We start from the raw sequence: 17,558 nt of genomic DNA, 5'->3' as shown, positions 1-17,558 counted from the left end.
GGTTGCTGGCGATGGCGCTGGTGCTGGTGCTCGGCGCGTTCATGGCGTCGCTGGACTCGACGATCGTCAACGTCGGACTGCAGACCCTGAGTGTCGAGTTCGGCGCGAGCGTGACCGAGGTGCAGTGGGCCAGCACCGCGTACCTGCTCGCGGTGGTCGCAGCCGCGCCCACGTCGGGGTGGCTGGCGGAACGGTTCGGGGCACGCCGCGTGTGGCTGGCCGCGGTGGCGGTGTTCCTCGTCGGATCGTTGGCGTGCGCGCTGGCGTGGTCGACGGCGTCACTGGCCGTGTGCCGCGTGCTGCAGGGTCTCGGCGGCGGGCTGCTGCCACCGACGGGACAGGCGCTGCTCGCGCGCGTGGCCGGCAAGAGCCGCACCGGCCGGGTCATGAGCATCGTCGGCGTGGTGCCGATGCTGGCGCCGGTCCTGGGCCCACTGGCCGGCGGCACGCTGCTGGAGGTGGCGGACTGGTCGTGGCTGTTCCTCGTGAACATCCCGGTCGGTCTCGTGGCGATGCTGCTGGCCGCGTGGCTGGTGCCGCGCGTACCCGCGGCCGACCAGGTGTCGCGGTTCGATCTGCGCGGGGCCATGCTGCTGTCCCCGGGGCTGGCGGCCGTGCTGTTCGGGCTCACCGACATCGGCTCCGCCGACCGGAACACCTCGATCGCCGTGACGGCCCTGGTCGTCGGCGCGGGGCTGTTGGCCGCGTTCCTGGCGCACGCGCTCCGCGCGCACCGCGTGCCGCTGGTGGATCCCCGGTTGTTCCGCACCCCGCCGGTGGGCGCCGCGGTGCTGGCGCTGTTCGTGGCGGCGGCGTCGGTGTTCGGCACGATGTTCCTGCTGCCGATGTACCTGCAGTCGGGCCGTGGGCTGTCGGCGTGGGACGCGGGGTTGATACTCGCTCCGCAGGGCGTCGGTGCAGCACTGGGCTCGTTGCTGGTGGTCAAGCCGCTGATCGACCGGGTGGCGCCCCGCACGATCGTGGTGACCGGATTCGTGCTGATCATCGTGGCGACGGTGCCGCTGACCCAGCTCGCCGGCCTCTCCGGCGAGTGGCTGATCGCGACGCTGCTCGTCCGCGGGCTCGGCGCCAGCATGATCGCCTCGCCCGTGATGACGATCGTGTACACGGCGGTCGACCCCGAGTGGCTGCCACGGGCGTCGAGCGCGCTGAGTCTCGTCAACTACGTCGGCGGCGCGATCGGCACCGCGGGACTGGCGGTACTGCTGGAACTGCGGCTCACCGCGACGGGAGACGTCGCGGCGTCGTTCAGCGAGGCGTTCTGGTGCGTGCTGGGGCTGTGCGCACTCGCTCTCGCCGGTGCGCTCCGCCTGCCCCGGACGGTGCCCTCGCGGTAGTTGCACCGGAACGACCGTCGCGCGACAGCGTGTCGATGAGGGCGGTGGCCGGCTCCGGAATCCGCAACACGGTGCCCGGAATCCGCAACACGGTGCGTGCGGGTCAGCGGAGGGTGGCGCCGCCGTCGACGTAGAGCTCCTGCATGGTGACGTGCCGGGCCCGGTCCGAGGCGAGGTAGAGGACGGCATCGGCGACGTCCTCCGGGTCGGCGATACGCCGGAGCGGAATGCCCACCCGGTAGTTCTCCGGGTCGCCCTTCAGCACCGGGTCGGGGCCGCCGCCGTCGTGTTCCCACATGGCGCGCTGCATCGGTGTGTCCGTCGAGCCGGGACAGACGACGTTGCAGCGGATGCCGTGGTCGGCGAGCTCGAGGCCCAGCGACTTGGTGAACATCGTCGTGGCTGCCTTCGACGCGGCGTAGGCCGCCATGCCCCGTCGGGGCACGCCACCGGCGTTCGACGACACGGTGACGATGCAGCCGCGTTCCCGCTCGATCATCCGTGCGCTCACGGCCCGCGACACGTGGAACACGCCGGTCGTGTTGACCCCGAACGTGAACTCCCAGTCCGCGTCCGAATAGGACGCAACGGGTCCCTTCACCAGGACACCTGCCACGTTGGCCAGCACGTCGATGGCACCGACGGCCGCCTCGGCCCTCGCGACCGTGTCGTCGACCTGAGCCGAGTCGGTCACGTCGCACGGCAGGCCGGTGATCCCGGGTTCGTCCTCGTAGGTCTCGCCGATGCCGGGGGAGCGGTCGGTCGCCACCACGACGGCACCCGCGTCGCGCAATGCCCTGGCCACGGCGGCGCCGATACCCTGCGCGGCGCCCGTGACGAAGGCGACCTTGCCGGCGAATTCCTGCTGATCCACGGAGCTCCTTCGAACGGCCGGTCTCGTCCGCGAGCCGGTCGGCGGACACGCGCGCGACATTACCGTGGTGTGCGGCCGATGCGCTGTTGACGAGACCACAGCTCGCCGTCGGATCCCGCTCGCTGTCGGATGCCGCTCGCCGCCGTGGCAGCTCGCCGCCGTGGCAGCTCGCCGTCGTGGGCGATCCCGCTGCCGTGGCGATCCCGCTGCCGCGGGCCGCGGGCGGAGCGGCTCGTGCTCGGCGCCCGGACCGGCCTGTCGCCGGGGGCAGACACGCGAACTGGGCCGGGCACGCGAAGTGGGGGCCGGACATGCGAAATGGGGGCCGGACATGCGAAATCCCCGGGGTGGTCGGCCCACCCCGGGGATTTCGCTGCTACGCGGTATCGAGTTCCGCGGCGCGAGCAGCTCGCTCTCAGGCGCCGAGGATCGACGGGATCGCGCCGGCCCAGGCGGAGCTGACCAGGCCTGCGGCACCGGCACCCAGGTGGGCACCGGACTCGTTCCAGGCGTTCACGTAGTCGGCACCGGTCGGGTTCGACGGAACCTCCGGAACGTCGACCGTGCCGGCGGACGCGACACCCGCGGTGGCGGTCAGGGCGCCCAGGGCGATGGCGGTAGCGGCAGTGGTACGAGCCAGGGTCTTACGCAATTTCCAGTCTCCCTAGGGATCGGGCTGCTTGGGTCGCCGGACCTTCCTCGGCCCGACTCCAAGATCATCGAACCGATTCCTCGCAGGTCGCAAGGGCTGCCATGCGATCGAGACGTGGGGGAACATGAACGAGTGACGCGTTGTCACACTGCGTTTCCCGTGTTCCCACGGTTGGTGTCCCACTGTCGAATGAAGACAGTTCAGAGTGGAATGTTGTTCATGTTTGACGGTTCGTCTGCCCGTGTCCGAGTGGTGTCCAGTGTGTCCACATTGGCTGATTCGGGGAACGCCTGAACGAGTGAGTCATCGTAGCCGCCGCCGAGGCGAGCCCGCGTCGAGGTCCATCCCGGACTCGGTCGTGGGCGGCGGTCAGCGGTGCCAGAGGTCCACGACGCTGACGCCGGTCTCGCCGAGCAGCCGGCGGGTCAGCGGCAGGCTGATGCCCACGACGCTGGACGGGTCGCCGTCGATGCCCTCGACGAACCAGCCGCCCAGCGCATCGAGCGTGAACGCCCCCGCGACCTGCAGCGGCTCGCCCGTGGCGATGTAGGCGTCGAGCTCGTGCTGGGCGGGCTCGGCGAACCGCACGGTCGTGGTGCACGTACCGCTAGCCTCGGCCGTGACCGCGCCACCCGAGAGACGCAGTACCGCGTGCCCGGTCAACAGTTCGCCCGTGCCACCCGCCATGTCGGCCCAGCGTTTACGCGCCACCTCGGCCGTGTGCGGCTTGCCGACAAGTGCGTCCCCGATCGACAGCATCGAATCGCAGCCCACCACGACGGCGTCCCCGGACGCGGCTCCGTCGGCGTCTCCGCGGGGGTCGAGTTCGCCGGCGACCGCGCGGGCCTTGGCGGCGGCCAGCGCAGTCACGGTCTCGGCGTGCGTCGGGTCGGTGAGTTCCGCCATCACGGCGTCCTCGTCGACCCCGGAGACGATCACGTCGGGTTCGATCCCCGCGGCGCGGAGCACGGCGAGACGGGCGGGAGAGGCGGAGGCGAGGATGAAGCGCACGGGACCCAGATTACGAGGGGGTCTGCGGCGGGCCGGTACCGGTGGCCGGGTGGCGCCGCCGGGTCTCTCCGCCGCCGTCAGCTGTCGAGCAGGGCGCCGTGGGTGCCACTGATGTGCGTGGTGAGTGCGGTGCGGAAGCCGGCCGCATCGCCCCGTTCGAGCAGGGTGCAGAGGTTGTCGTGCTCGGTGAGGATCTCGCTCCGGCGGTCCGGCACCCGGCGCAGCGCCGAGGTGGCCATGCGCACCTGCCGGTCGTGCAGCCCGGAGTAGAAGTGTGAGATCAGGCCGTTGCCGGCCGCGTCGACCAGCGTCGCGTGGAATTCGCGGTCCAGCGCCGAGAACCGGGCCCGCTCGGCCGGTACGTCGAGGTCGCGTTGCCGGTCGAGCACGGTTCGCATGCGGGCGGCGACGTCGTCGGCGTCGCCGCGGTCGATCACGCGCTCCGCGGCGTGGCTCTCCAGCAGGATGCGGGCCTCGGTGACCTCGTCGACCTCGTCCGGCGACACGGGTACGACGAGGGCGCCGCGCTTCGGGTACAGCCGCAGCAGGCCTTCGACCTCGAGCCGCAGGAATGCCTCGCGCACCGGGGTGCGGGACAGGTTCAGTGCCGCGGCGGCGTCGCCTTCGCTGAGCAGTTCGCCGCCAGGGAGTCGGCCGTCGAGGATGCGCTCCTTCACCCAGTCGTACACCCGCTCACCTGCCGGGCGCTGCGGTGTCGGTTCGCCGGCGATGAGGGGCTGCGGGGCCGGTTCCCCGCCGGTTGCGGGCGAGTCGGTGGCCGGTGCGGGCGGGTGTGACCGGTCGCTCGTTGACATGGTCCGCAGTCTAGCCGGATCGTTGAGCACAACATAGATACAAGTTATGTCTGTGTGATGTTCATGTACTCGTGACGGTCGAACGAGGGGATGGCTGTGCGCTTACTCGGGTCGCGGCCCGCCGCGACTGCGCAGGACGGGACGTCGGCGCCCGGTGCGCTCGTGCCGTGGGCGATGTGGGCACTCGGCGCGCTCTGCTACTTGACGGCGATGTTCCACCGGATGAGCCTGTCGGTGGCCGGTCTGACCGCGCAGGAACGGTTCGACATCGACGCGACCGGCCTCGCCGCGTTCTCTGTGGTGCAACTGACGCTGTACGCACTGCTGCAGGTGCCCGTCGGCATCGGCAACGACCGGTACGGGCCGCGAGTGCTGCTGCTCGGCGGTACGGCCCTGATGGCCGCGGGGTCGGTGGTGTTCGCCCTGGCCACGGCGTATCCGGCCGCCATGGCGGGCCGCGCGCTGATCGGCGCAGGCGACGCGTGCATGTTCGTCAGCGTCCTGCGGATCACGCGCAACTGGTTCCCCGGCCACCGCTACGCGTTCGTCTCCGCGCTGACCGGCATGATCGGCGGGCTCGGCCAGATCATCGCCACCTCCCCGCTGGCCGCGCTGCTCGGCGCGGAGGGCTGGACGGGTGCGTTCCTCATCGCGAGTGTCGTCACGGTCGTCGTGCTGACGGCGACCGCCTTCGCCTTGCGGGAGTCCCCGCATTCCCGTGCAGTGCAATCCCGCGCCATGTCGGACCGCGCCGTCTCGGACCGCGCGGCCTCGGACCGTGCCGCTCCGGACCGTGCCGCTCCGGACAGTGCTGCGTCGGGCAGTGGTGCTGCGTCGGATGGTTCGGATGGTGCTGTGCTCGATGGTGCGCTATCCGGCAGTGCTGCGCTGTCGGACGGTGCTGCGCTGTCGGACGGTGGTGTGCTGCCCGACGGTGCCGCCTCCGTGGCTGCGGTGCCGGAGGGTCCTGCGCCCGAGTCGTTGCGGGACACGTTGCGGTTGACCTGGCGTTCGCCGGGGGTGCGGCACGCACTGCTGACTCACTTCGTGCTGATGGGCTCGTTCGTCTCGTTCACGGCCGTGCTCGGCCAGCCATACCTCGTCGCCGTGCACGGTCTGTCGGGTGGCGCGGCGGCCGGCCTGGTCATGGCCGTCGTGCTCGGATTCGTCGTGAGCAGCACGGCCGCGGGGCGCCTGGCCTCGCACCGGCCGCAGCTGCGTGGCGTGCTGGTGCTCGGGGCGGGTGCACTCGCCGTCGCGGGAGCCGCCGCGCTCGTGGCGCTGCCGGCGGGGACGGGCGTGGCGGCGTTGTTGCCGCCGTTGACCGCGCTCGGCGTCGGCGGCGGTGTCAGCATGCTTGCCTTCGACCTGGCCCGCTCGGCCAGTCCGGAGCACCGTGCGGGTGTGGCCAGCGGGCTCGCCAACATGGGTGGGTTCACGTTCGCCGTCGTGTCGCAGCTCGGCGCCGGTCTGGCGATCGACGGGCTGCTCGCCGTGGGGGCCGGGCAGGCGGCCGCCCACCGCTACGCGTTCGCGCTCCCGCTGGCGATGGCCGCCGTCGGGGTCGTCGGGATGGTGCGGTTGCGTCGGTTCGCCGGGACAGCGGGGACGGCCACGCCGCGGGCCGCGGAATCGGACGCCGGTTTGGTGCCCACGTGATGTCCCGCCGACCGGTGGTGTCCGAGTCGGCGGAGCGGGACACGCGGTCCGGTCACGGTGACCCGTCCCGCGCTGCGTCGCCGGGCCTCACCACGGCACGGGTCCGTCCGCGTCGATGAACGTGCCCGTCGCATCGCGGTTGGGGTGATCCGACAGTGCGCTCGGCCGCAGTGCTCGGACGCCGCGGTGCTCGGGACCGGGCACTCGGCCACGGTGCGTGGACGCGGCCGGTCGCACACCGGTGGCGCGCCCGTTGTGGTCGTCGCGCGGCGTGCCCGGCTATCGGCCCCGGTCCGGGCGACGCGTTGACGTCAGCGGCGCAGCGCCGACGCGCGCCATGCCCCCGGCCCGGGGGCCAGCGGTGCGTGCACGAGCGCGGCCCGGTCGGCCCACCGGGAGCGGGGCGACGCACCGTCGTCCTCGTCGCGCCCGGCCGCTGCCAGGCTCGCCACCACCGCGGTCAGCGCGGCGAGTTCCGCATCGTCCGGTTCGCCGCGTACGACCCGCAGCAGCGGCTGACCGTTGTCGGAACCACTGGTCTCGGCGGTGGTCGGCGTCGTTTCGGGAGTGTCGTCGGAGGCGCTCACAGCGGAATGTTCCCGTGCTTCTTCGGGGGCAGGTTCTCGCGCTTCTCCCGGAGCATCCGCAACGCGCGCGTGACGTGCCCACGTGTGTGCGCAGGCGGGATGACCGCGTCGACGTACCCGCGCTCGGCAGCCACGTACGGGTTGCACAGCGTGTCCTCGTACTCCTGGATGAGCTCGGCCCTCAGCTGTTCGACGTCCTCGCCGCTCTCGCCGGCCGCCGCGAGCCGCTTGCGGTGCACGATGTTGGCGGCACCCTGCGCACCCATCACGGCGATCTGCGCGGACGGCCAGGCGATGTTGATGTCGGCGCCCAGGTGCTTCGAGCCCATGACGTCGTACGCGCCGCCGTAGGCCTTGCGCGTGATGACCGTGACGAGGGGAACGGTCGCCTCCGCATAGGCGTAGAGCAGCTTCGCGCCGTGGCGGATGATGCCGTTCCACTCCTGGTCGGTGCCCGGCAGGAAGCCCGGCACGTCGACGAACGTCAGCACCGGAACGTTGAACGCGTCGCAGGTGCGCACGAACCGCGCCGCCTTGTCGGAGGCGTCGATGTCGAGGCAGCCCGCGAACTGCGTCGGCTGGTTGGCCACGATCCCAACGGCCTGACCCTCGACGCGGCCGAAACCGGTGATCACGTTCGGTGCGAACAGCTCCTGCACCTCGAGGAACTCGCCGTCGTCCAGTACCCGGCTCACGACTTCGTGCATGTCGTACGGCTGGTTCGGCGAGTCCGGGATCAGTGTGTCGAGCTCCCGGTCGCCGTCGGTGACGTCGTCGGCGACGGCGCCACCGGTCGGTTCCGGTGCCTCGAACACCGGCGGCTCGGCCAGGTTGTTCGAGGGCAGGAAGCTGAGCAGCTCCTTGACGTAGGAGACGGCGTCGTCTTCGTCGGAGGCCAGGTAGTGGGCGTTGCCGGACTTGGCGTTGTGGGTGCGCCCGCCACCGAGGTCTTCGAACGTGACCTCCTCACCGGTGACCGTCTTGATGACGTCGGGGCCGGTGATGAACATGTGCGAGGTTTCGTCGACCATCACGACGAAGTCGGTGAGCGCGGGGGAGTAGACGTGCCCGCCGGCATTGGTGCCCATGATCAGCGAGATCTGCGGGACGACACCGGAGGCGTGGGTGTTGCGGCGGAAGATCTCGGCGTACAGGCCCAGCGAGACGACACCCTCCTGGATGCGGGCGCCGCCGCCCTCGTTGATGCCGATGATCGGCCGGCCGGTCTTCATCGCCAGGTCCATGACCTTGGTGATCTTCTCGCCGTACACCTCGCCGAGTGCCCCGCCGAGCACGGTGACGTCCTGGCTGAAGACGCACACTTCGCGGCCGTCGATCGTGCCGTAACCGGTGACGACGCCGTCGCCGTACGGGCGGCTGTCCTCGAGGCCGAAGTTGGTGGAGCGGTGCCGTGCGAGCGCGTCCAGCTCGACGAAGGAACCCGGGTCGAGCAGCATGTCCACGCGTTCGCGTGCCGTCTTCTTGCCCTTGGCGTGCTGGCGTTCGACGGCGCGCTCCGACCCGGCGTGCACGGCCTCGTCGTAACGCAGATACAGGTCGGCGAGTTTGCCTGCCGTGGTGTGGATGTCCGGTTCTGTGCTCGGTGCGTCAGGCGCGTCCCCGACCGGCTCCGTTGCGCTGCTCATGACATGCGAGCTTAATCGTGGCGTGAAGGGCGCTGGTGTGGCGTGGGCTACGTCCACGGTCCTCGTCCCCACGTGCCGTTACGCGCCCCGACGTTCCGCCGCGTCGTGCGCCGGGTCCCTGCCGAGGATGGGCTGCCGGAAGTCGTGGGCCGGGTGCCCGAACCGCTGGTTTCCCAGCACGCCGAGAAGTTGCAGCTTGAGGGTGGCTTCGGCACTCGGCGCTGCGGTGAGCACGAGCAGTGCCTGCGATCGGTCCTCGGTGAAGAGCACCTGGCAGTCGACCTCGATCTCGCCCAGCTCCTCGTGCAGGAGCGTCTTGTGATCGGCGAACCGTTTGCCCACCTCGTGCCGCTCCCACAACCGGGCGAACTCCGTGCTCTCCCGCAACAGTGCGTCGACGAGTTCGCCGGCGCGAGAACGCGGGCCGAGTGACCCGTAGGCGGCACGCAGGTTGGCGACCTGTGCCCGGCTCTGCCGGTCGTGGTCGGCTTCGGGGTAGCACCGCCGTTCATCCGGGTCGGTGAACCAGCGGTAGAACTCGCTGCGGGCCAGCCCCGTGAACCGGGATCGGTCGCCGAACAGTGCCTCCGCCATCGTGTTCTGCACCAGCGTCTCGCCCAGTTCCGACACGATCAACGCGGGCGTGTCCTGGAGCCGGTCGAGGACGCGCAGCAGCGCCGGGGCGACGTGGTCACCGCCCGTGCCCGCCGGCGGCACGTTCCGCCCCGCGACCTGGAACAGGTAGTCACGTTCGTGCTCGGTCAACCGCAGCGTCCTGGCGAGCGCGGCGAGCAGCTGCTCGCTGGGCTGCGGGCCACGCCGTTGTTCCAGCCGCGTGTAGTAGTCGGTCGACATCGATGCCAGTGCCGCGACCTCTTCACGCCTGAGCCCGGGCGCGCGGCGGCGCGGCCCCGAGGGGAGGCCGACGTCCTCGGGGCGGAGCTCCTCCCTGCGGCGGCGGAGGAACTCCGCCAATGCTGTGCGGTCCATGCGACCAGTATCCGGTCCCCGGTGACACGGATGCAGGGATCGTGGATCCCCCGATGAGCGGTCTCTGCCTCGCCGGCACCGCCGCGGCGAGAGTCGGGGCATGGACATCACAGCGAACAACACCGTCTTCATCCCCGGCGCCACCAGCGGTATCGGACTGGCGCTCGCGCTGGCACTGCGCGCCGAGGGCAACACCGTCGTCATCGGCGGCAGGCGCGCCGACCGGCTCGCGTCGATCGCCGCCGAGTACCCGGACCTCGGCACGGTCGCCGTCGACACCACGGACCCGGCGAGTATCGCTGCCGCCGCGAAGGAGGTCCGTGAGCGGTACCCGCAGCTCAACGTGCTGATCACCATGGCCGGAATCATGCGCGTGGAGGACTGGACCAGGCCCGACGCGTTCCTCGACTCCGCCGAGTCCGTGGTCACCACCAACGTGCTCGGGCCGATCCGCCTGATCGCGGCGTTCGTGGAACACCTGAGGGAGCAGCCCGACGCGACGATCATGACCGTGTCGTCCGGGTTGGCGTTCACCCCGCTGGCCGCCACCCCGAGCTACAACGCGTCGAAGGCCGCGATCCACCTGCTCAGCGAGTCGCTCCGGCTCCAACTCGCCGACACCTCGGTCTCCGTCGTCGAGATCGTGCCTCCCGCGGTGCGCACGACGTTGCTGCCCGGCCAGGAGACCAGCGAGTTCGCCATGCCGCTGGAGGACTACGTCGCCGAGGTCGTCGAGCTGCTGCGCAGCGACCCGAACGCCGGAGAGGTCCAGGTCGAGCGGGTGAAGTTCCTGCGTCACGCCGAAGCGCGTGGTGACTACGGCGACGTCGTGGCCACGCTCAACGCCGTCGACCCGCATGGGAAGTGACGGACCCGCGGCCACCGGCGTTAGGGTTCCGCGCGTGCCGAATCGCATCGATGGAGCCCGGCTGCGCGGTGAACTGGCCGCGCCGGTGGGGCCGTACGCGCAGGTCGACGTGGTCGCCAGCACCGGGTCCACCAACGCCGACCTGCGGCAGGCCGTCGTCGACGGCGCGCCCGACCGGACCGCGCTCGTCGCGGCCGAACAGACAGCGGGTGTCGGCAGGCGGGGCCGGACCTGGGCGTCTCCCGGTTCCGGGGTGTACATCAGCGTGCTCCTGCGGCCCGTGGGTGTGCCGGTCGCGGGCGTGGGGTCGTTGTCGATCATCGCGGGACTGGCCGTGCTCGACGTGGGCGACGCGCTCGGGGCGCGGGTCGCACTCAAGTGGCCCAACGACGTTCTCGCCGCGGACGCGTCCGGCAAGTGCGCGGGGATCCTGTCGGAGGCGGCCTCGTCGGACGAGCTGGCGGTGGTGCTGGGTCTCGGCCTCAACGTCACGCGCGTGCGCGCGGACGTGGCCACGCCCGCAGGAGCGCTGCCTCCGGTGTCGTTGGCGGAACTCGGTGCGGCCACCAGTGACCGGACCGATGTGGCGATGATGGTGCTGGCGGCGCTGCACGAACGGGAGGTCGCATGGCGTGAGGCAGCGGGCGACCTCGCCGACGCCGGCATGCTCGACGAGTACCGGCAGCGCTGCCTCACGCTCGGCCAGGAGGTCAAGGTCGTCACCGGCGGCGGCAACGTGATCGGCGACGCGGTCGACATCGAACCCACCGGAGCGCTGGTGGTCGAACTCCCCGGTGGCACACGGCGGAGTGTTTTCGCGGGGGATGTCGTGCATCTCCGCCCGACCGATGGGTGAAACACGCTACGGAGCGGTACTGTTGCCCGCAGAGAAGATGACCGCGTTTCGGGGAGTGGCCAGCGGTGGCGTATCCACAAAGCCTGCTCAGTGAGGGCGAGAACGTCGTCGTCCACAAGCATCCGCATTTCAAGATGCTCGTCTGGCCGGTGCTGATCCTGGTGATCACGCTGGCCGTGGGAATCTGGCTGGCGTTCTTCGTCGCGCCCGGTTTCGACGCGCCGTGGGATCTGGTCACGCAGATCGCGGTCGGCGCCGTCGCGCTGCTCCTGCTGGTCTGGCGGGTCTTCGCGCCGTTCGTGCGGTGGCGCACCACCCATTTCATCGTGACCACCGACCGGGTCATCGCCCGTGAAGGCGTCGTCAAGCGCACCGGCATCGACATCCCGATGGCGCGTATCAACAGTGTGCGTTTCGAACACGGCCTGCTCGACCGGGTCTTCGCGTGCGGCACGCTGATCATCGAATCGGCGTCGGAGGAGCCGCTCACCTTCGACGACATCCCGAGCGTCGAGAAGGTGCACACTTACATCTACCGCCAGGTCAACGAGAACCCGTACGACGACTTCGACTACGACCCGTCGGGGCACGCGCCGACGGCCCAGCAGCCGCAGCAGCCGCCCCAGCCAGGACAGCCGCCCCAGCCCGGCCCGCAGCAGGGGTGACACGCGTGAGCGCACGAGAACTGGGGCTGCCCGAACGCCTCACCCGTCACGACGACCTGCCGCCCGAGGTGACGATCTGGGAGGTCGGACCGCGCGACGGGTTGCAGAACGAAGCGGACACGGTGCCCGTCGACGTCAAGCTCGAGTTCCTGGACCGGCTCGCGAACGCGGGCCTGACGACCCTGGAGGCGACGAGCTTCGTTCACCCGAAGTGGGTGCCGCAGCTCGCCGACGCCGAGGAACTGCTCTCGCGCCTCGATCGCAGGGCCGGGGTGCGTTACCCGGTGCTGGTCCCGAACGCACGCGGCCTCGATCGCGCCGTCGATGCGGGCATCGTCGACGTGGCGGTGTTCGCCAGCGCCACGGAGTCGTTCGCCCGGCGGAACCTCAACTCCACGTACGGCGACCAGTTCGCCATGTTCGAACCCGTCGTCGCGCGTGCGCGCGACGAGGGCATGGCCGTGCGCGGATACCTGTCGATGTGCTTCGGCGACCCGTGGGAGGGCGTCGTCGACCCGGACCGGGTCGTCGCAGCGGGCAGGCGCCTGCTCGACGCCGGGTGCTGGCAGTTGTCCCTCGGCGACACCGTCGGTGTCGCCACGCCGGGCCAGGTCGACCGGCTGGTCGACGCGTTCGCCGCGGCGGGGGTGGGCGTCGACGCGCTCGCCGTCCATTTCCATGACACCTACGGGCAGGCGCTGTCGAACACGCTCGCCGCGCTGCGCCGCGGCGTGTCCACGGTCGACTCGTCCGCGGGCGGCCTCGGCGGCTGCCCCTACGCCGAGTCGGCAACCGGGAACCTTGCCACCGAGGACCTCGTGTGGATGCTCGACGGGCTCGGGGTGCAGCACGGCGCCGACCTCGACGCGCTGGTCATCACGAGCACGTGGATGGCGGAGCAATTGGGCAGGCCGAGTCCGTCACGCGTCGTGAGCGCCCTCGCGGGCTAGCTGGGACATCCTTTCCGGGCCGCCGGGAACCGCAGGCCGGGCCGCCGCGTCTGAACTCCAGCCGGGGCTGCATGCGGCCGCACTGATCGACGTCGGGAGAGCGCCGTGACCGACCATCGCGACGAGGTGGAGCAGTTGCTCGCCGAGTACCGGCGGAGCCGGGAGCAGCTGGCGGACGTGCAGCAGCAGCTCACGGCCATCAGCGAATCAGCCAGCAGCGACGACGGTCTCGTCACCGCGACCGTCGGCGGCCGCGGCGTGCTCACCGGCCTGACGATCGCCGACGCCGCCTACGAGCGGTACCGGCCCGCCGAACTCGCCGCCCAGATCGTCCGCCTCACGGGAGCGGCGACGGCGAAGGCGTTCACCGGTGCGAGCGAGACGCTGGCGCCTGCGCTGCCGCAGGACACGGACCCGCAGGCGCTGTTGCTCGGTACGGCCGACCTGTCGGCCGACGAGATCACGCCGGCCGCGGACAGCAGTGCTCCTACCGCGGACGACTTCGGCGACGACGAGAGCTTCGAAGACGCCAACTGGATAGACGACTCCGAATGGCAGCGATCGCGATGAGCGGCCCCGGTCACCACGGTTTCGAGGCCGACGCCGAGCGGCTCGGTCAGCGCGCATCGGAGTTCGACGGGCTCACCCGGCGCGCGGCGGAGATCGCGCGGACGTTGCGCGAGGCCGTCGCGTCCTCGCCGTGGGGCGACGACGAGGTCGGCAGGGCGTTCGACGGACGGCACCGTACGCCCGCGGACGAGACGGCAGGAGTACTCGACGGCCTGTCCGGCGGGCTGGCCGAGATGGGCAGGGCGTTCTCGTCCGCCGCCGAGGCGTACACCGCGGGCGACGAAGCCGCGCGGCAGTCGATCACCGATGCCGGGCGCGAAGGGTAGACCCGCGACATGGGAATCGAACTGCCCGCGGAGCTCGCCGACATCGCCGCCGAGACCGGTGTCGCCTGGCCACAGGCCGACGAGGACGCGATGCGTCAACAGGCGCGGTCGTGGCGCCAGGCTGCGGGCGAGCTGCAGAGTCTCGCCGGCGACGCGGACACGGTCGCGGGACAGGCCCTCGGCGCGATGAACGGGGAGGCGGGCGACGCCGCGCGCCGGACCTGGTCCGGATTCGTCGACCCCGAGCGGGGCAGTCTCAGCCACGCCGCGCAGGGCGCGGGCGACGCCGCCGACCGGCTCGACCGCGCCGCCGACCAGGTGGGCCGTACGAAGGTCGAACTCGTGCGCAAGCTGCGCGACGCCGCGGTGGCCCGCGACGCCGCCGGTGCCGCCGCCGACGCGGGCCACCCGGCCGCGTTGGCCGGTATCGACACGGTCGTGCAGGGCACGGCCGCCAACATGCGGGCCATCACCGGTGGGCTCGCCGACACGGTCGGTGTCGACGGTGCGAGCCAGGGTGTCGCGGCCGACGTCGTCAACGACCGTCCCGGGGGCGCCGGTGGTTCGGGCGACGGTGGTGGTCTGCTCGGTGCGATCGGCTTGCCCGATGTGGACACCGCCGCCCCGGACGCTGCGCTCGGCGACGCGGGTCTCGGAAACACCGTGTTCGAGGATGCGGCCGGTCTGTTCGGTTCCGGCCGGGACGTGGGGAACGCGCTCGGCCAGGAGGGGCCTCTCGGTGGGCAGGGTTCGTCGGCCGGTCCGGCGCCGTCCCCACCACAGGGCCCGTTGGGGCCGGTCGATGACGTACTCGGCCAGGCTCCGGGGATCGGTTCCGGAGGGGCCCTCGCCGATGCCTCGGACGTGCCGGGCGACGACGCCGCCCCGGGCGGTCCCGGTGGGGTGCTCGGCGGAGGCGGTGCGGGGACGGCTGAGCCCGGCCGCGACCTGCTGGATGGTGTCGAGGAACTGCTCGGCGGGCCGGCCGCGGGCGAACACCCCGGTCAGGGTGTTTCCGACGGCCCCGGTGGCGCAGGCGGCCCCGGGTTTCCGAGTGGCCAGGGCGGCCCCGGGTTCCCCGGCGGCCCCGATGGCGAGGGCACCCCACCGTTCGGCCTGGGACAGGGGCCGGGGCCCGGATCCCAGCCGGTGCCGCCCTTCGGTGGTGGCGATCGCGGGACGGGACCGATCGTGCTGCCCGACGCGCCGACCCCACCCGGAGGTATTCCCATCGGTTCCACGTGGGGGCCGCCTGCGCCCGGTGGCGATGCGCCGACGCCGCCGACCGGCACGAATCTGTCCGGCTTCAGCGGACCTCCGGCAGGCGGCGCACCGCCACCGCAGCCGGGCGCCGTTCCGCCCTCGGTCGGTGGCCAGCCCGGTGGGTTCGGCCCGCAGCCGGGACCGCCACCGGCCGGTGGCCCCATGGCGGGTGGCGGCGCCGTGCCGGGTGGCGCTGTCGCCGGAGGTGCTGCGCAGGGTGGGCCGGTTCCGCCCGCCGCCGGTCAGGCCGGCGGTGCGGCCCCGTACGGACAGCACGGCCAGGGACAGGGACAGAATCCCTACGGTCGACCGCAGGCAGGCCAGCAGCCGCAGGGGCAGCACCCGTACGGCAGGCCGCCCGCGGGACAGCAGTATCCGCCGCAGGCGCCGGCCGCTCAGCGTCCGCAGCTGCGGAACGCGCCGCCGGCACCGGGCGCCGGGTCGTACGCGGCTGCGCCCGGCGCCCCACAGCCGTACCCACCGCAGCAGTACGCAGCATCGCAACCGGCCGCGCCCCCGAACCCGGCACCGCCGCAGCAGCACCAGGCCCAGCAGCACCAGGCGCCCGCGTTGGGCTCGCCGCGGCAGGAGCGGGAGAGCGTGGTCGCGTTGTTCCTGGTGCACATGTTCCCGATCGGGCACCTCCCGGTCGCCTCCGACCGTCCGGCGCGGCAGTTGCCTGCGCCCGAACCGGACTCCGAAGCGCCCGTCGTGGCCCGGTTCGAACCGCACGACCACCCGAACTCGGACGTCGTCGAGCCGGACCAGGCCCTCGACCTGCTGAGGCAGGGGGCCCGGCAGCCCGCGCCGCCGCCCGCGGACGTCCTGCCGTGCCCACCACCAGGTGTCCGCGACGGCCATGACCCGCTCGGTGGGATGCACGAGCGTGCTTGGGACGCCCGGTTCCTGGCCTCCGAACCGGCCGCGGTCGGCGCCACCCGTGATGGTGACGCGGTCGTTCGCGGCGAGACCGCTGTCGACGTTGCCGAAGCTGGTGGCGGAACGGTGGCCGTCGGCGATGGCGGGGCCAGTGCTGCGGGGTCCGGCGGGCCGGCAGCCGACGCTGACGGCCGTGGCCTCGGCGGTGCCGGTGCCGGTGCCGACGGTGACGGCGACAGCGACGCGACCGGTGCCGACGGCGATGCGGCCGGTGACGTCGCGGTCGCCCGCGATTCGGCCGCCGGCGCGGTGCCTGCCTACGTGTGGCCGCCCGCCGATGAGTTCCCCGAGGGCTGCTCCGCCGACGGAGAACCCGAACTGCTCGCGGCCGGCACGATGCTGGACCGGTTCGGCACCGCCCACGGGCGGGTCTTTTCCGCCGCGGGCACCCCGTTCGAGCAGCGGTCGCAGCCGCCGTCCGATCTGGACGCGGGCTACCGGCGCTACCGCGTCCTGCGGGAGGTGCCGATGTGGCGCGGCGTGTCGGCCCCCTGGTTCGGCCAGCCCGGTGGCGGTGCTCGGTACCGCGCCACCTGCAGCGCCGCCGAACTCGTCACCCTCGGCTATCTGGCCGACGCGACGTTCGAAGCCGTCGACGCGCCGCCTGCCACCGTGGACGCAGGCGCTCCGACCACAACGGACGACGCGGCCGTTCCGGGAGCGACCCCTCCCGACATGACAACTACCGATGCCACCACATCGGACGCCGAGGATTCCGCGGACACTTCGGACGGTGTCGGGACCGTCGGCTCCGTACTCGACGGCACCGAGCTACCCAACGGCACCGAGCTACCCAACGGCACCGGGGTGCGCGACGACACCGAAAGACGCAACGACGCGGACGTGCCCAACCACGCGGACGTGCCCAACGACGCGGAGGGATCCAACGGCCCTGGCCGCGATGAGGGCGCGCGCGGCGTTGAGGGCACCGGGCACCCGCAGGACACCGGCCGTCCCGGCGGTGCCGCGGCCGACGAGGGCGCAGACCGGACCACGAAGGAGAACGAGTCGTGAACACCGAGTCGATCATGCGCTGGCTCGAGGCGGTCGGCGTGCCGCCCGAGGTGGTGTCCCTGGGCACCGAGGTCGACAACGCCTGGTGCGTGCTGCGCGAGGAGGACGTCGACGACGCGGGCGGGGTCGCGTGGGAGGTGTTCTGGAGTGAGCGGGGCAACCGCTACGACTGGGCGCGCTTCACCAACGAACAGGTCGCCTGTTACTACCTCTTCGGCAGGCTGACCTGGGCGCAGGTCGCCAGGGGAGCGGTCGGCGTGCTGCCCTGACCCCGCGCCGTGTCGCGCATGTCCTGCACTCGGCCCCGTGTGTTCTGCACTCCGGCCCGCGTGTCTTGCACTCGGAATCGTGTGCCTTGCGTCCGCCCGTCTCCCGGCCGCCGCCCCACTGCCGCCCGGACGCACGCCTGTTCCGTCGTGCATGTCCTGCGCTCGGACCGTGCGCGCTGCCCGCCGGCCGTACTCGTCCGGTGGGCAGGCACGAGATCGGGCCGCGTGGGTGCAGAACACGGGCGC

Annotated in this window: 17 protein-coding genes; 10 read left to right on the top strand and 7 right to left on the bottom strand. The window is 72.0% G+C overall.

The features are described 5' to 3' along the window. Window positions 1-11 precede the first annotated feature (11 nt). Entirely contained in the window at window positions 12-1,358 is a 1,347-nt protein-coding gene (locus LY12_RS25355) for a DHA2 family efflux MFS transporter permease subunit (RefSeq protein WP_253860032.1), read from the top strand. A gap of 103 nt (window positions 1,359-1,461) precedes the next feature. Here LY12_RS25355 and LY12_RS25350 read toward each other — a convergent pair whose 3' ends face one another. From LY12_RS25350 to LY12_RS25335, 4 genes are all read right to left on the bottom strand, one after another. After that, window positions 1,462-2,232 carry a 2,3-dihydro-2,3-dihydroxybenzoate dehydrogenase gene (locus tag LY12_RS25350; protein WP_253859993.1) on the bottom strand — a complete coding sequence of 257 codons (771 nt, stop codon included), beginning with the start codon at window positions 2,230-2,232 and terminating at the stop codon, window positions 1,462-1,464. Between the two features lie 415 nt (window positions 2,233-2,647). Next, on the bottom strand, window positions 2,648-2,884 hold the full coding sequence (locus tag LY12_RS25345) for a hypothetical protein (RefSeq protein ID WP_253859992.1): 237 nt from the start codon (window positions 2,882-2,884) through the stop codon (window positions 2,648-2,650). Between the two features lie 369 nt (window positions 2,885-3,253). Next, a complete protein-coding gene (locus tag LY12_RS25340) occupies window positions 3,254-3,895 on the bottom strand; it encodes a Maf family protein (protein ID WP_253859991.1) in 642 nt (213 codons plus the stop codon). Between the two features lie 77 nt (window positions 3,896-3,972). Further along, the gene (locus LY12_RS25335) at window positions 3,973-4,710 is read right to left on the bottom strand and encodes a GntR family transcriptional regulator (protein WP_253859990.1); all 738 of its coding nucleotides are present in this window, start codon (window positions 4,708-4,710) and stop codon (window positions 3,973-3,975) included. Window positions 4,711-4,800: 90 nt separating this feature from the next. On the opposite strand from LY12_RS25335, the gene LY12_RS25330 reads away from it, so the two are divergent. Continuing rightward, the gene (locus LY12_RS25330) at window positions 4,801-6,369 is read left to right on the top strand and encodes an MFS transporter (RefSeq protein ID WP_253859989.1); all 1,569 of its coding nucleotides are present in this window, start codon (window positions 4,801-4,803) and stop codon (window positions 6,367-6,369) included. Window positions 6,370-6,680: 311 nt separating this feature from the next. Here LY12_RS25330 and LY12_RS25325 read toward each other — a convergent pair whose 3' ends face one another. The 3 genes from LY12_RS25325 to LY12_RS25315 form a co-directional block, all read right to left on the bottom strand. Continuing rightward, window positions 6,681-6,881, bottom strand: a complete 201-nt coding sequence (locus LY12_RS25325) for an acyl-CoA carboxylase subunit epsilon (protein WP_253860031.1) — start codon at window positions 6,879-6,881, stop codon at window positions 6,681-6,683. A gap of 71 nt (window positions 6,882-6,952) precedes the next feature. Next, window positions 6,953-8,602, bottom strand: a complete 1,650-nt coding sequence (locus LY12_RS25320; RefSeq protein ID WP_253859988.1) for an acyl-CoA carboxylase subunit beta — start codon at window positions 8,600-8,602, stop codon at window positions 6,953-6,955. Between the two features lie 78 nt (window positions 8,603-8,680). After that, a complete protein-coding gene (locus LY12_RS25315) occupies window positions 8,681-9,592 on the bottom strand; it encodes a helix-turn-helix transcriptional regulator (RefSeq protein WP_253859987.1) in 912 nt (303 codons plus the stop codon). Window positions 9,593-9,692: 100 nt separating this feature from the next. On the opposite strand from LY12_RS25315, the gene LY12_RS25310 reads away from it, so the two are divergent. From LY12_RS25310 to LY12_RS25275, 8 genes are all read left to right on the top strand, one after another. Next, entirely contained in the window at window positions 9,693-10,460 is a 768-nt protein-coding gene (locus tag LY12_RS25310) for an SDR family oxidoreductase (RefSeq protein ID WP_253859986.1), read from the top strand. 34 nt (window positions 10,461-10,494) lie between these two features. Then, on the top strand, window positions 10,495-11,316 hold the full coding sequence (locus LY12_RS25305; RefSeq protein ID WP_253859985.1) for a biotin--[acetyl-CoA-carboxylase] ligase: 822 nt from the start codon (window positions 10,495-10,497) through the stop codon (window positions 11,314-11,316). 65 nt (window positions 11,317-11,381) lie between these two features. Beyond that, window positions 11,382-11,981, top strand: a complete 600-nt coding sequence (locus tag LY12_RS25300) for a PH domain-containing protein (RefSeq protein WP_253859984.1) — start codon at window positions 11,382-11,384, stop codon at window positions 11,979-11,981. Window positions 11,982-11,986: 5 nt separating this feature from the next. Next, window positions 11,987-12,931 carry a hydroxymethylglutaryl-CoA lyase gene (locus LY12_RS25295; RefSeq protein ID WP_253859983.1) on the top strand — a complete coding sequence of 315 codons (945 nt, stop codon included), beginning with the start codon at window positions 11,987-11,989 and terminating at the stop codon, window positions 12,929-12,931. A 105-nt stretch (window positions 12,932-13,036) separates the two neighbouring features. Next, entirely contained in the window at window positions 13,037-13,501 is a 465-nt protein-coding gene (locus tag LY12_RS25290; RefSeq protein ID WP_253859982.1) for a YbaB/EbfC family nucleoid-associated protein, read from the top strand. Further along, window positions 13,483-13,827 (top strand): hypothetical protein, encoded by a 345-nt coding sequence (locus LY12_RS25285; protein WP_253859981.1) that lies wholly within the window; start codon window positions 13,483-13,485, stop codon window positions 13,825-13,827. The genes LY12_RS25290 and LY12_RS25285 overlap by 19 nt, the downstream gene beginning before the upstream one ends. Before the next feature lie 9 nt (window positions 13,828-13,836). Then, entirely contained in the window at window positions 13,837-17,043 is a 3,207-nt protein-coding gene (locus LY12_RS25280; RefSeq protein ID WP_253859980.1) for a TNT domain-containing protein, read from the top strand. Further along, window positions 17,040-17,312, top strand: a complete 273-nt coding sequence (locus tag LY12_RS25275; protein WP_253859979.1) for a hypothetical protein — start codon at window positions 17,040-17,042, stop codon at window positions 17,310-17,312. The genes LY12_RS25280 and LY12_RS25275 overlap by 4 nt, the downstream gene beginning before the upstream one ends. Window positions 17,313-17,558: the final 246 nt, after the last annotated feature.

The sequence above is a fragment of the Prauserella alba genome (assembly GCF_024171735.1).
Lineage (GTDB): Bacteria > Actinomycetota > Actinomycetes > Mycobacteriales > Pseudonocardiaceae > Prauserella > Prauserella alba.
The sequence above is the reverse complement of the archived record's forward strand: the minus strand, read 5'-3'. Positions and strand labels throughout refer to the sequence as shown.